At 41.1% G+C, this 14,291-nt stretch carries 11 protein-coding genes and 1 pseudogene; 7 read left to right on the top strand and 5 right to left on the bottom strand.

Going from position 1 to position 14,291, the window contains the following annotated elements; genetic code table 11:
• Positions 1–133 precede the first annotated feature (133 nt).
• Positions 134–1,012: a LysR family transcriptional regulator gene (locus tag L2735_RS13520; protein ID WP_248985210.1), complete on the bottom strand. Its 879-nt coding sequence runs from the start codon at positions 1,010–1,012 to the stop codon at positions 134–136.
• 54 nt (positions 1,013–1,066) lie between these two features.
• A complete protein-coding gene (locus L2735_RS13525; protein WP_248985211.1) occupies positions 1,067–1,927 on the bottom strand; it encodes a hypothetical protein in 861 nt (286 codons plus the stop codon).
• A gap of 258 nt (positions 1,928–2,185) precedes the next feature.
• Here L2735_RS13525 and L2735_RS13530 point away from each other — a divergent pair, with 258 nt between their 5' ends.
• From L2735_RS13530 to L2735_RS13540, 3 genes are all read left to right on the top strand, one after another.
• Complete coding sequence (locus L2735_RS13530; RefSeq protein WP_248985212.1) at positions 2,186–2,500, top strand: hypothetical protein; 315 nt, start codon at positions 2,186–2,188, stop codon at positions 2,498–2,500.
• Positions 2,501–2,926: 426 nt separating this feature from the next.
• Complete coding sequence (locus L2735_RS13535) at positions 2,927–3,292, top strand: response regulator (protein WP_248985213.1); 366 nt, start codon at positions 2,927–2,929, stop codon at positions 3,290–3,292.
• A 314-nt stretch (positions 3,293–3,606) separates the two neighbouring features.
• Positions 3,607–4,815, top strand: a complete 1,209-nt coding sequence (locus L2735_RS13540) for a conjugal transfer protein TraF (RefSeq protein WP_248985214.1) — start codon at positions 3,607–3,609, stop codon at positions 4,813–4,815.
• A gap of 134 nt (positions 4,816–4,949) precedes the next feature.
• On the opposite strand, the gene L2735_RS13545 is transcribed toward L2735_RS13540, so the two are convergent.
• Positions 4,950–7,016 (bottom strand): S9 family peptidase, encoded by a 2,067-nt coding sequence (locus tag L2735_RS13545; protein WP_248985215.1) that lies wholly within the window; start codon positions 7,014–7,016, stop codon positions 4,950–4,952.
• A gap of 418 nt (positions 7,017–7,434) precedes the next feature.
• Complete coding sequence (exaC, locus tag L2735_RS13550) at positions 7,435–8,955, bottom strand: acetaldehyde dehydrogenase ExaC (protein ID WP_248985216.1); 1,521 nt, start codon at positions 8,953–8,955, stop codon at positions 7,435–7,437.
• A 184-nt stretch (positions 8,956–9,139) separates the two neighbouring features.
• On the opposite strand from exaC, the gene L2735_RS13555 reads away from it, so the two are divergent.
• On the top strand, positions 9,140–10,048 hold the full coding sequence (locus tag L2735_RS13555) for an AraC family transcriptional regulator (RefSeq protein ID WP_248985217.1): 909 nt from the start codon (positions 9,140–9,142) through the stop codon (positions 10,046–10,048).
• A 179-nt stretch (positions 10,049–10,227) separates the two neighbouring features.
• Positions 10,228–10,479: a DUF2999 family protein gene (locus L2735_RS13560; RefSeq protein ID WP_248985218.1), complete on the top strand. Its 252-nt coding sequence runs from the start codon at positions 10,228–10,230 to the stop codon at positions 10,477–10,479.
• Between the two features lie 169 nt (positions 10,480–10,648).
• On the opposite strand, the pseudogene L2735_RS20195 reads toward L2735_RS13560, so the two are convergent.
• Positions 10,649–10,846, bottom strand: a pseudogene (locus tag L2735_RS20195) (hypothetical protein); the annotation flags it as partial.
• 162 nt (positions 10,847–11,008) lie between these two features.
• Between L2735_RS20195 and L2735_RS13570 the strand changes: the two are divergent.
• Positions 11,009–12,049, top strand: coding sequence for a polysaccharide lyase family 7 protein (locus L2735_RS13570; protein WP_248985219.1), 1,041 nt, complete (start codon positions 11,009–11,011; stop codon positions 12,047–12,049).
• Between the two features lie 412 nt (positions 12,050–12,461).
• Positions 12,462–14,285, top strand: a complete 1,824-nt coding sequence (locus tag L2735_RS13575) for a S8 family serine peptidase (protein WP_248985220.1) — start codon at positions 12,462–12,464, stop codon at positions 14,283–14,285.
• Positions 14,286–14,291 lie beyond the last annotated feature (6 nt).

A 14,291-nucleotide genomic window follows, 5' to 3' on the forward strand; every position in this document is an offset into this window, starting at 1 on the left:
AACAGCTCATCGGCTTGATGAAGTGCTTTAACAGAAGAGATTCAATTTACTTGATTATTAACAACAACTTAAAACAGCCTTCAGTGTCAACTTTATTGACACTGAGCGAGTTGGAGTGATTTTGACGATTCAGTTAAAACTTAAACAGGTAGTCACTGATCTGATCGCAGAGCCATGATACAGGCTCAGGGATCGCACTGCCTGGCATGGAAAACATACAATAGTCTTCATGGGTTAACCCGTAAGTGTGTTTGATGACAGCGAGCTTTTCACTGCGAAGATGTGGACGAATGAGCGGCTCGGGTAATACGCCCCATGCCTTCTCCGACACTATGGTGTTAAGCATATATTCAAAGCTAGAAAAGCCAATATGCCTTAACGAGAACGGCTGCAGTTCAGGGTTATCTTTATCATTTAGATAAACCATTACCGCTTGCATCGATTCACGTAATTGACTATCTGATACTCGCTTAAGGCTGGCTAACGGATGATGACTTTCACATACTGACATCATCCGAATTCGGCCCAGTGGTAAGTAATCGGTATTGGCATCATCGACTCGTTCAAAGTCCACGCCAAAGGCAAAGTCCACCTGACCGGTATTAACCAGATTAGCTAAATCACCACTGGAAGCTAAAACGGTATTAACTGTAGTCGCATCAAAGTGGTTATTCAGTGAGATGATAAATGTTTGCCACACTTCATCAGGAAATGAGTCATCTCTAGCAAGCCAAATTTCGGAGCGAAACTTATCAATCGTTTGCTCGCAGGTCTGTTTGATTCGTTCACATGTAGACACCACGCTTTCGCAATCTTTGTAGATTGATTTACCCACTTCAGACAACACTAAGCTATTGCCTGAACGAGTAAACAGTTTGGCTTCTAAACTCGCCTCAAGTGCTTTGATCGCCATGCTCAATTGGGTGCGATTACTGTTGAGCTGCTTAGCCGCTGCGGTAACAGAGCCCGCATCAGCGATGGCGCAAAAAATTTCTAACTGCTTTAGGTTCATAAATTATCCACCGACAATCTAATCTCACTGTGATATGGAGCCGTTACTGAGACTTTAATTATTGCTTTCTTGTCTAAGCTTATACTGATTTTCTGCTAACTTATTGTACTGCGATAATAAACTTTGCTCAGCATCACTTGCTGATAACGCGATTAAATCAATTTTTAACTGACCTTGACTATCGTACTGGCTAGCAAAGGTGCCCATGTTAATCATATCCACTTGCCAATCTGTTAATTTGCCAATGACGTAATTGCCAAACTGAAACGCTTCGTATTCATTAACAAGCGTTAAAAAGTCACTGAAACCAAAGCCTGTTAATTGTTTCTGCGCAGTAAACGCGGCTAAATAACCTTGTGAGACAGCGTCAGACTGTCCAGCCATTGCCCGCTGAAACTGATATGAGTGACGGGTTTCATGGATTAAAAATGCCAATGAGGCAAACGCCTCTTCTTCGGCTAATTTATCAGGATTCAAGTACACAATACCATTACCACCAGCCTTAACATCAAAGTCAAAATACACCATTTTTTTAGGGTAGCTGTGATTATCGATAATTAGCTGTGGCGCCTCAGTGCCAAAGCTTTGCACTTCCAAGGCAAACACTTTTTTAAGCCAAGGGATTTGTTCATCCATGGTGAGTGAAGGCCACTTTTTTATTGCGTTAGTTAAAGCTTTATCCTGTGCAATAAGCTCAAGTAAGCTGTCGGCATGAGCGATGGTTAATTCATATGCTGGGGCTAAAAACGCCTCACTTTGAGGCTGTAAAGCAAATGCTTGTGGTGCTTGTTGTTGCAGTGTTTGGTTAGCATAAAAATTATCGGCTACAGCAGAGAAGGTTAAACCAGAAACAGATAAGCCCGCGCAGAAGATTAAGCGGTTAAACAGGGTCGATTTAAGTTGATTTTTAAACATAGTAAACGCACTTCCATTAAACTAGTTATAATTATTATGATTTTGCGGTTGAAGAGTATCACTAATATTTGGCTTGTTCAGTATCCTTAAACTTTTAGTAATGCGCTGTTAATAATGAGCTTTGAGCAATTGACGATGAACAATCAGCTTTGAGCAATTAACGCTGAACTACTGAACTTTGGCCACGGCATAAAGACTCATGCTTTAATAAGGCTATATTGCTCCATCACCTTATGTTTTTACATTGTAGAGTTTGACATGAAACCTGATCGCACCACGGCAATGCTGCAAATCATATCTCAAGTAAAATCCGAGTTTCCATTAACTGAACCGGAAACGTTTGTTTGTGGGCCAGAAGGCAATTGTCAGGGCTGCCCTAAAAAGCTATTAGAATTGGTTGATAGTGAAATAAGCTACTGGGAGGCTGAAATAAACAATGGTAACGCTCCTCAATTAGGCGATATCAGCCGTTTTGGTAAGTTATGTAAAAATGTAAAACGTGGTTTAGATAGAAATGGCGTCATTGAAAAGTATCGCCAATATAAACAACCCTTATATACCCAAACAACTTGAAGATACGTGTTTCAGAGCTTCACCGTGTTTTCAATACTAGGCGCGGTAATGCGGTAATGCGGTAATGTAGGTACCTTATAAATTAGCGCAACAACGTAGTGGAAACACGGTGAAACTCCCTGAGGGCAAGTTTTACACGCGTTTATGCTGCGTTATTGATTTTGAAAAGGGAATAACCATTACCCGCAATCAATGCCTTGCCTAAACGCGTGTAAATTCTTGCTGAAATCGAGCATCTTCAGGTTGTTTGGGTATAAAACATCGTCATCGCGAACAGCGAATACTATGATTTCTACCTGCACTTATCGTAAATCTTCATCAAGTTAGCCTATACTCTATGCTGAAATCCCCCTAGTAATTATCATTTATTTCAATACAATGATTATTATATCTACACAATAAAAAGTATGCTCAAGCGAGGCAAGAATGGAAAAATCCAAAATAGTCGTTATTGATGATGATCCAGTATGTACCAGCATGCTGCTTGCCATTTTAGGGGATGACTACATTGTGTTAACGGCTAATTCAGGTGATGGGGCGATTGAATTACTGTCATCGGTTGAACCAAATTTAATCTTCCTTGATATCACTATGCCAGATATCAACGGTTACCAAGTGATGAAGTACGTTAAAGAGCAAACATCCAATAAAGAAGTGCCCATTGTTGTAGTCAGTTCATTAGTTGAAGAGTCGGATCAAGATTTTGCTTTAAAATTAGGCGCTGATGATTATCTCACTAAGCCGATTCAACCAAATGCAGTGCAAAAGATGATGGATAAGTACTTACCTTAATTCTTACTTTAGTTCTTAACTAAGTTAAGGACTTAGCTCTTAATTAAGTACTTATTTGGCTCCTTACTATAGATTTTGCATTAGCTCTTTATGCCCTCAAAATTTACCAGCCTTCACAATAAATGACTATTGGAGCTTATTTTAAGCTCCTTGTGACTTCCCCATGGGTTAACCCCGCAACACATACAAAACCAAAATCTCACTTCACCCCTCAAAATTACACATTTTCAATTCAATTAAGCGACATAACTGTTACTATCCACTCGCAAAAATTAAGAGCAAACTCTATATGTAACAATATGTTGTAGGACAAAATGAATAACAAAAAAATAAAAAGTTCAATTGGGTACTTGCCACTAATCATTGCCGCTTTAATTGGGTCTAATGCCCATGCTAACAGCCATAGCTTTGACTCCCGTTCCCATGCCATGGGAGGTGTTGGGGTTTCAAGCGCTGATTACTTAACAGCACCATTTCATAACCCAGCTCTAGTCGCGCGCTTTGATGAATCTGATGACGTAGGAATTTTATTCCCATCCATTGGTGCTCATGCAAACGATCCAACCGATATCATTGATAATGTAGAATATTTTTCTGATATTTATGATGATTTCAAATATATCAATAACCCAAGCCTTGATGACGCTCAAGTGGTCATTGACCAGCTTGAACTGATCCAAGGCAACTATGCACATGTCCAAGTCGGGACTCAGGTAGCCGTTGCGATTCCTAATAAAGTGCTATCAATCAATTTCTTTGCTCAGGCTTATGCTGATGCACTTGTATTTGCTGATATTGCAGATGAAGATTTAGACCCTGCCAATATCGTCGATCAAGAATTAAATTCTCAAGCGATTACCATGGGCGTGATTGTTTCTGAGTTTGGGGTGAGTTTAGCCAAATCTCATAAGCTTGCTACCGGTGAAATTTATTACGGTATCTCGCCAAAGTATCAACAAGTTAATACCATCAACTACATCACTGACATTGAAAACTTTGAATTTGACGATTGGGACGATGACCGTTACCAAAACGATCAAGGTAATATGAACCTAGATATTGGTTTTGCTTACCAACACAATGCCGGTTACGGCGTAGGTTTCGTTGCTAAAAACTTGATAAAAAACACCTATGAAACTGAAGTCATCAGTGGCATAAAAGGTCAATATCAAATCAAGCCGGTATATACGATTAGTGCTAACTATCATAATCGCTTTATGACAGCTGTCATTGATATACAGTTAAACGAATCGGAAGGCTATGATGAGTTAAATGGCAGCTATAACCAGTTCGACACTGAATATGACAATCAACAGCTCGCTGCGATTGGCTTTGAATTTACCCCATGGAGTTGGACAAAATTACGTGCGGGTTATCAAACTGATTTAACCAATAATAATGACGATAGAGTGACAGCAGGTTTAGGCTTATCAGCTGCTGGCGTATTCCACTTCGACCTATCAGCCAGTTATGGTGATGACAAAGATATGGGCGTCGCGCTACAAACCAGCTTTACCTTTTAATTGTTAGCTAACATCTAAAGTGAGCTAATGACTATATTAAGATAATGACTCAATAAAAAATGCCGCAGTATCAATGATGACTGCGGCATTTTTGTATTCACATTATATTTACCAAAAATGAAAGCTAAAACCGTTTACTTCGCACCTGGCTCAGCATGTTGGTTCATCCACTTTTCAACTTCGTTATACCAGTAGATTGAATTGTTCGGCTTCATGATCCAATGGTTTTCATCAGGGAAGTAAATCATCCGCGATTCAATCCCTTTAGTCTGCAGCGTACGAAACAGCTCAAACCCTTGGCCAACAGGTACGCGGTAATCTAATTGACCGTGCACCACTAGAGTTGGCGTATCAAAGTTTTCAGCGCCGTAATGTGGAGAGATTGATTTGTAGATCTCTGGTTTATCCCAGTAATCGCCAAAGCGCGTGCTATGCACCGAGAAATCAGCAGCCATTTGCGAGTACATGTTATATACCGCAGCGTGAATAAATAACGCATTAAACGGCTGATCTTTTTGACCTAGAATAATCGATGATAAGTAGCCGCCGTAGCTTGCACCACCAGCAACTAAACGCTCGTTATCGATCCAGTCTTTTGCTTTAAACCAATCGGTTGCTTTGAAAACATCTTCTAATGATTTGTTTTTCCAGTCTGGGTTAATGCTATCGGCATAGTCTTGTCCAAAACTGTTTGAACCATGGAAGTTAGGCCATGCAGTGACATATCCCCAAGACGCAAAGGTTTGTGCATTCCAGCGGTAATGGAAACCATCAGAAATCGCACTATGAGGGCCACCGTGGATCAGCATCATTAACGGATACTTTTTGCTTTTATCAAAGCCTGCTGGGTAATGAACCCACATTTGTACGTCTTGGTCGTTATAACCTTTATAGGTCACAGACTCATAAGTCCCCATGTCGACATTCGCTAAAATGTCATCGTTAAAGCTGTCTAAACGAGTGATTTTGCCATTACTTGGGTTAATTTTCACTAAACGTGCTGGGTGCAAAAAGCTGTCGTTAGCTGCGACGATAGTACCATCGTTAGCTATCGATGGCGCGCCAAAGTTGGTTTGCTTAGTAATCGGTTTTACTTTGCCATTTTTAGCATTGATATGGAAAATGCGGCGTGTCGCGGCATCATCAATCGCAGCGTAAAAACCTTTGTTATCAGCAGTCCAGTTAAAGCGAGCAACAGAGCGATCCCAATCAGTTGTGATTACACGTTCAGTTCGCTTGTTCACATCAAACAAGACTAGGTTCGCTGTGTCAGCGTAAAAACCATGAATAAGCTGACGGGTAAACGCTAAGGTTTTACCATCTGGGCTAAAGGTTGGGCTTGAATCTGGCGCTTCATTTTTAGGGGTTAAGTTTTCCACTTTACCACTGCCAATTTTTGCCATGAAAATATCAATTTTAGGGTCAACCTGGTTCGCCCAACCATTACTGTTAAAGGCAATTAACTCACCATTTGGCGAGATATCGTAATTGCCACTGCTTTGAGATGAGCGTGGTAGCTGCTTGTTTAATGGTTGTGTGATGGCAACAATGTCGCCACCTTGAGCAGGAATGCTGAAGACATGGGCTTCACGATCCTCTTCAATCCAATGATCAAAGCTTGAAAAAGGCAGTGCATTCCATTGGTGTGCAGACACTTTATTGTCTTTGTTTGCTGCTAGCTGAGTGGCCATTTCATCCCAGTCTTTACCTGGAAATATACGGCTGATGAAGTAAATATTATCACCGACCCATTTAATCCCTTTCACACCACCAGGGACACTGGTTAAACGCTGGGCTTCACCCGCTTTGTCCATTGGTAATAAATACACTTGACCGGCATCGTCTTTATTACGCTTGCTCACAAAGGCTAATGTTTTACCATCAGGTGAAAAAGTAGGTTCGCTAACTCGCATCCCCTCAGCGGTTAACGCACGTTGCCCTTTACCGTCTTTATCGAATAACCATAGCTGAGTCGAACCTTTATCTTCAGGTACATCGTACTTGGTCACAGGCGCAATAATGAACTCACCGTTTGGTGAAATAATTGGATTGCCGATTCGGCTTAGCTTCCACAACACATCCACTGATAATGTGGTGTCTTTTGCTGCTGTTTGAACTGATTGTGTTGATTTGACTTGCTCTGCAGCCATTGACGCCGTTGGCATCAACAAGCACATAAGCACTATCCCGACTTTCTTCACGATAGGTCTCCTTGATCTAGTTATTGTTATTTTTCTTCCGCTGCCATCATTAGTAAATTGCGGCAGTAAGTAAAGCTAGCGATGAATGTTAATCGAATTAACACCGAGAGAACGGGACAACCATCACCCTTGTTACATCAACATAAATCCATTGTCATGGTTAACAATTAAATAAAGCTTAATATCAAGATTAACTCTTAGTGACTAGAGCCTGTTTACCCTTTCAAGGTTATTTTTGCAGCGAATTGTTAGCAATTTATACAAGGCAGAGACTTTGTGGTGTAGTTACGCTAAATAAAAAATCGATAACACAGTAAAAAGTAGCCAACAAACGCTGGCCGAAAGGTTCGGTTAACATAAAAAGGACTGACACTTAAGTGCCAGCCCTTTTGCTTACGCTCACCTTGGGGAGGTTTGTTTAGAAAAATCCTAATGGATTCACGTCATAGCTCACTAATAAGTTCTTGGTTTGTTGGTAATGATTTAACGCCATCTTATGAGTTTCACGGCCAACGCCTGATTTTTTATAGCCACCAAATGCCGCATGGGCTGGGTACATGTGATAACAATTAGTCCATACTCGTCCCGCTTGGATCTTGCGACCCATCCGATATGCCAAGTTAGTATCGCGAGTCCACACACCTGCACCTAAACCAAAATCAGAGTTATTGGCCATTTCCAATGCTTCAGCTTCATCTTTAAAAGTCGTTAGCGAGATGACAGGCCCAAAAATTTCTTCTTGGAATACTCGCATGTCATTCGTGCCTTTAAGCAAAGTAGGCTGAATGTAATAACCTGTGCCTAAATCATTGTCTAACGCTTCAACTTCACCACCTAATAACACTTCAGCGCCTTCATCTTTGCCGATATCAATATAGCTAAGGATCTTATCAAATTGCTCTTTTGATGCCTGCGCGCCAACCATTGTGTCGGTATCGAGTGGGTTACCACGCTTAATCGCCTTTGTGCGCTGCAGCACTTTTTCCATAAACAGCGGATAAATATCTTCTTGGATCAGCAGTCTTGATGGACAAGTACACACCTCACCTTGGTTAAAGAAAGCCAGCACTGCCCCTTCGACGCATTTACTTAAATACTCATCTTCAAAGTTCACCACATCACCAAAAATAATATTGGGCGACTTACCACCAAGTTCTACCGTTGAAGGGATGATGTTTTCAGCTGCGCATTTCAATATATGTGAGCCTACTGGCGTCGAGCCAGTAAAGGCGATTTTATCAATCCGTTTGCTGGTTGCTAATGCTTGGCCTGCTTCTTCGCCAATACCATTGACGATATTGAGCACACCTGCTGGCAGTAAATCCCCAACCAGCTCCATTAAAAATAATATAGATGCCGGCGTTTGCTCCGCAGGTTTTAAAATAACGCAATTACCCGCAGCTAATGCCGGGCCTAACTTCCAAGCCGCCATTAATATTGGAAAGTTCCACGGAATAATTTGGCCAACCACGCCTAATGGCTCGTGAATATGATAAGACAGCGTATTAGCATCAATTTCAGCCGCGCTGCCCTCTTGAGCACGCAAACAACCTGCAAAATAGCGAAAATGATCCACAGCCAAAGGAATATCGGCATTGATGGTTTCACGAATAGCCTTGCCGTTATCCCACGTTTCGGCAACAGCTAAAGCAATGAGGTTTGCTTCAATTCTATCGGCTATTTTCAATAAAATATTTGAACGTTCTGCCGCTGAAGTTGCTCCCCAAGCATCTTTAGCCTTATGTGCAGCATCGAGTGCAAACTCAATGTCCTGCGCATCTGAACGTGGAATTTTACAAAAAACTTGCCCATTTACTGGGCTAATATTATCAAAGTACTGGCCATTGATTGGCTCAACCCATTGGCCACCAATGTAATTTTGATAAACAGACTTATAAGACATTTCAGAGTCTGCTTCACCGGGTGCTGCATAAATCATAATACTTTCCTCTAATTGTATTTGTTGGAAACCTAATTAAGCTAAATCAGTTAAAGCAGAAATGAGTATTCTGAGAATCCACAGCTGTTGACCCACAGTACAAATGATTGTGTAGCCTGTGTCTGACGCATTGCGCCAATAGCAAGGATTGTTGTAGTCCAAAGGATGAGACATAGGTGACAATATGATTAGAGGTAATTTGCAGCGTAAGCGCTGCCAACCAAACTTACTGGTAGAAAACAAAAATAGCTTTGCAGGCCCAGAGTCAGAACTGAGTATTTACGATACGTTTGAACAAGCATCGAGAGTGGCATTAAAGTCCGACCAATTATTGTTTTGCGGCATGGTCACAGGTAAAAAAGTGATGCATTCAGAGCAAGACTTTGAAGCTGCGTTTTATCCCCATGAGTCTTTCATCATGGCGCCAAACCAAACCGTTGAAATCGACTTCCCCGAAGCTCAAATACATAAACCGACGACTTGTTTAGCAATCGAGATCTCAACCGATCGTATTCAACAAGTTGCGGATCGACTTAATATTGACTCACCAATCCAACAAGATTATGGCCATTGGCAGTATCAACAGGCGTTAGTCCACACGCACCATACTCAACAAACTCAAGCTTTGCTGGATAGAATGGTGGGGATATATACCGAGAATGAACAGGATAGAAGTTGTTTAATTGATTTGGCAGTATCTGAATTAATTGTGCGTTTACTTAGACACCAGACTCGTGATTTCTTATTGCAGCACAGTGATAATAACCCTGAATTTAATGGCCTTAATGCCGCGCTGCAATACATCAGCCTTCACCTTAACGAGCCATTGGATATTAATGAACTGTGCCGCCGAGCTTGTATGAGCCGCAGTAAATTTTTCCAGCAATTTAAAGCCCACCTTGGCTGCAGTCCAGCGGCTTTTCAGCAGCAAGTGCGTTTAAAAAAAGCCGCCACGCTTATTGAGCAAGGTCAGCAAATAACCCAAGTGTGCTTTTCGTTAGGATATAGCAGTACCAGCCACTTCAGTCGGCTATTCAAAGCTTTTTTTGGCCTTTGCCCATCAGACTATAAGCAGCGTCACTTACACAGTTAATGCCTAATGATTTAGCGCTTATTTTCAGCCTCTTATTGGTGTCATTTACCATTATCACTTGGGGGCTAAACTTAGTTAAGCCCGAGCAAAACAGCTGAGAAATTTTTCATTCACCCTCTTTTGAGGTTAAATGGTAATATAAGCTTAATATTTGACTCAATTGAAATGAAGGTAACGCAATGAACCCTATTATTGCCCTATTAAAAGAACACAGCGTCAGTGAAGAAAAAATTAGTGAAGTGTTCCAAGCATTAACGCAAAACCCTATGATGGCGATGAACATCATCGGTCAATTGGGTATTCCAGCAGAGAAACTACAGCAGTTAATGGCTATGGTAATGCAAAATCCAGGGCTTATTAAAGAAGCGGTATTGGAATTAGGTTTAGATTTCTCAAAAGTTGAAGCAGCCAAAGCGCAGATGCAGCCTTAATCAGCTTCTCACTCTTCTGAGTAAGTCGCCTGCAAGATCTTTAAAACGGCCAATCTATGATTGGCCGTTTTAGTATTGTTTTATAACTTGCTTTCGATATTGGATCGGGGTGATATTTTTTACAGCGCTTAAAGCGATGACTGAAATTAGCTCCATCGCTAAAACCTATCTACAAGGTTATTTCTTCAACCGGTATAGTCTTCAATAACAGCTCTTCTGAATTACTAGGGCGTGTTGATCTTTCAAGGTTGTTTTTGCAGCGAATTGTTGGCCATTTATACAAGGCAGAGACTTTGTGGTGTAGTTATTCTACATAAAAAGTCGATAACGCGGTAAAAATGGCTAACAAACGCTGCCCAAAGGGTTCGACACAAGTGCTGAGGCATTCACTTCATTGGCGTTAGATCAATATTTACCTAATAATTTGCTTGAAACAGTAAATCATCTAACTCGATCACACTATTGTAATACAATAATATTGTAGTATCTTGTGGTAGGTATTAACGACATGCTCCATAAGGAAAGCTCAATGAAGACACTCCAACTTAGTTTATTGACTGCTACCATCATTGCCAGCTCTGCAGCTGTGGCAGCTCAAACTGATATCGCCAGCAAATTTAATCTAGATCCTACTAAGGCTCCTGCACAGAACTTTGATTTAACCAACTGGAAAATCACCCTTCCTGAGTTAACCGAAAGCGGAGAGCGTAAAGGTAAGGCGCTAGAAATTGATAAATATCAGCTAGGTAACACTAAAACTCCTTATGAGCATCCAAAGTGGTTTTATACGAATAAAGACACTGGCGCATTGGTTTTTGTCGCTCCTAATGAAGCACCAACCACCCCAAACAGTAAAAATACCCGTAGTGAATTACGTGCTATGTTGGCAGACCATTATGGTGAGCCGAAAAACAATTTCGTTGTTGCCTCTCACCCTGACGCCAAAGAGTATGGCGCCATTGGAGGCCAGCTAAAAGCGACACTTTCCGTTGACCAAGTCAGTACCAGTGGTAATGATAAAAAGAATGGCGCTTTTGCGGTGGTTATCGGTCAAATTCATGGCTCTGATAATGAACCTCTAAAAATTTCATACCGTAAACTTCCTGGTCACGAATTTGGTTCTTTATCATGGAACTATGAGTTAAACCCAGTGCCAGAACTGCAAGATGCTAAAGATGAGAATGGCAAAAAACTACGCCAAGATATCCGTCACAATGTATTTGGCCAATACAACCTACGTGAAGGTTCACCAGAACCAAAAGATGGCATTAAACTCGGCGAAATTTTTACATATCAAGTCGATGTGAAAGATGACACTATGCACCTAAGTTTCACTAAAAATCCTGGTGCTGAAAATGAAGAAGTGAAAGTATTCAGTGTTGACCTTACTGAAGGGAATTATCAAGGCCATGAAGTAGACCAAGGCTACGGTAAAGACTGGATGTATTACAAAGCAGGTGCTTATAACCAATGTAATACCAAAAAAGATAGCTCGGATTGCCAATGGCGCGGTATCGAAGCAGGTGATTACACCCAAGCCACTTTTTACCAGTTAGAGCTTAATCAATAGGCTCGAATCAATAGGCACGGATCAATACCCGATAAACAACTTAATTCAACTAACTGCTTAATAAAAAACGGCCAATATACATTGGCCGTTATCAAGTTCAATCTGTATTCATTTGAGAAAAACCACTCGCTCAACCTCAACCAAGCAGCATTTAACTCCAAAATCCATCCAGTAAGATTCACTTTACAGAGCATTACACTAATTATTAATCACTTAGCAGCTATTTACCTCAAGCAATACTTAATACAAAAAGTTTCTTTTGCTGCAAAACCGTTAAATACAGTGTTCTTGTGCTAAAACAAAATGGAAGGAAATAGTTGTACTTCATCCTGCCAGCTATCACAACGCAGTGAGCAAAATGCTTAGATATGCTGGTGAATACTTAAACATAAAAAAAAGAGTAAAGTATTTTATGAAACTTTCAACAATTTCAATATCTCTCATTGCACTAGGTTTAACTGTTAGTAATTATGCACAAGCGAGTGATGATCGCTATGTGATTCAGGTGAACCCGCAACAACAGGGTGTAGTTAAAGCACTAGCTAAACAAATTGGTGCAGAAGTTCATGTAGAAGGCGATGGTTTCATCGCTGCTACCTTTAGTGGTAAAGATTTAGAGCAAGTAAAAGGTTTACTTAATAATCTGCATATAACCTTAGTGGAAGTCGATCAAAAGCGTCATCTTATGGGATTTTCTGATGATGCTGGCAACCCAATGACAACACAAGTGACCCCATATGCAGTTTATCAATCTCAAGCTGATCAGGTCGCATTTGATCCAAATGCGGGTATCAAAGTATGTGTCATAGATTCAGGCTTAGACCGAAGCAACAATGATTTTAACTGGAATAATATTACTGGTGACAATGACAGTGGTACAGGTAATTGGGATGACCATGGTGGCCCACACGGTACTCACGTTGCAGGGACAGTAGGCGCTGCAGATAATGGATTTGGCGTTATTGGTATGGCGCCAGGTGTTGATATGCACATTATCAAAGTATTCAATGATGACGGTTGGGGATACTCATCTGACTTAGCTCACGCAGCTGACTTATGTTCTCAAGCGGGCGCTAACATCATTAGCATGAGTCTTGGTGGCGGTGGCTCAAATAATACAGAGTCTAATGCTTTTCAAAGCTTCACTGATGCTGGCGGCTTAGTTGTTGCTGCAGCAGGTAACGATGGTAATAATGTCCGCTCATATCCAGCAGGCTACACCTCTGTCATGATGATTGGTGCTAATGATGCCAATAATATTATTGCAGACTTTTCGCAATTCCCTTCATGTACTTCAGGGCGAGGAAAACGTGCCACTACTGATGAAACCATTTGTGTAGAAGTGACTGCTGGTGGTGTTGATACTTTATCTACTTATCCAGCTGGTCTTGCTACTGCCTCAAACTTATCAGCTGATGGGTTTGATTTAGCGTCTTCCGCGATGGAAAATTCAGGTTCAATTTCTGGTTCAACTTTTTACATGGGTACAGCTGAAAGCACAAATGCTGGTGCCAATGGTAATATCTGTATTATCGATAGAGGCGTGATTTCATTCCATGACAAAGTCGCAAACTGTGAAGCCTCTGGCGGTTTAGGCGCAGTCATTATTAACAATGAGCCAGGTATGCTTTATGGCACATTAGGCGATACTAACACTACGACTATTCCAGCTGTTGGTGCTGCTTTTGAAGATAGAGATTCACTGATTAATGCAACTTCCGCCAATATTAATATAGGTACCTCTGACTTTGGCTTTATGAGCGGTACTTCAATGGCAACACCTGCGGTATCTGGTATTGCAGCGCTTGTTTGGTCAAACCATTCAGAATGTACGGGTAGCGAAATTAGACAAGCCCTTAAATCAACCGCGCTTGATGCAGGTAGTGCAGGAAAAGATGAGTACTTTGGTTATGGTATTGTCCAAGCTGCTGCTGCAGATGCATACCTCAGTGAATTCGGTTGTGAAGGAGGAGTGACTCCACCGCCAACAGGAAGTGATATCAACCTCACACTTAATGGATATAAATCCAGAGGGGTTAAAAAAGTAGATTTAACCTATAACGGTGCAACCAGTACAAATGTCGATATCTATCGTGATAATGCTGTAGTAAGTACTTCGGCTAATAATGGCAGTTACACTGACACGATTACATCAAAAGGTGGAGGAAGCTACACTTACAAAGTATGTGAAGCCTCAACTGCAACTTGTAGTGATGATGTCAGCGTCTCTTTTTAAGCGACT

It is taken from the genome of Shewanella olleyana (genome assembly GCF_023283825.1).
Classification (GTDB): Bacteria; Pseudomonadota; Gammaproteobacteria; order Enterobacterales; family Shewanellaceae; genus Shewanella; species Shewanella olleyana.

Excerpts from the sequence above, each read along its gene's own strand:
- L2735_RS13555 (WP_248985217.1), top strand. The coding sequence starts at position 9,140 with ATGATTAGAGGTAATTTGCAGCGTAAGCGCTGCCAACCAAACTTACTG.
- L2735_RS13575 (WP_248985220.1), top strand. The coding sequence starts at position 12,462 with ATGAAACTTTCAACAATTTCAATATCTCTCATTGCACTAGGTTTAACT.
- L2735_RS13540 (WP_248985214.1), top strand. The coding sequence starts at position 3,607 with ATGAATAACAAAAAAATAAAAAGTTCAATTGGGTACTTGCCACTAATC.
- L2735_RS13570 (WP_248985219.1), top strand. The coding sequence starts at position 11,009 with ATGAAGACACTCCAACTTAGTTTATTGACTGCTACCATCATTGCCAGC.
- L2735_RS13560 (WP_248985218.1), top strand. The coding sequence starts at position 10,228 with ATGAACCCTATTATTGCCCTATTAAAAGAACACAGCGTCAGTGAAGAA.
- L2735_RS13535 (WP_248985213.1), top strand. The coding sequence starts at position 2,927 with ATGGAAAAATCCAAAATAGTCGTTATTGATGATGATCCAGTATGTACC.
- L2735_RS13520 (WP_248985210.1), bottom strand. The coding sequence starts at position 1,012 with ATGAACCTAAAGCAGTTAGAAATTTTTTGCGCCATCGCTGATGCGGGC.
- L2735_RS13530 (WP_248985212.1), top strand. The coding sequence starts at position 2,186 with ATGAAACCTGATCGCACCACGGCAATGCTGCAAATCATATCTCAAGTA.
- exaC (WP_248985216.1), bottom strand. The coding sequence starts at position 8,955 with ATGATTTATGCAGCACCCGGTGAAGCAGACTCTGAAATGTCTTATAAG.
- L2735_RS13525 (WP_248985211.1), bottom strand. The coding sequence starts at position 1,927 with ATGTTTAAAAATCAACTTAAATCGACCCTGTTTAACCGCTTAATCTTC.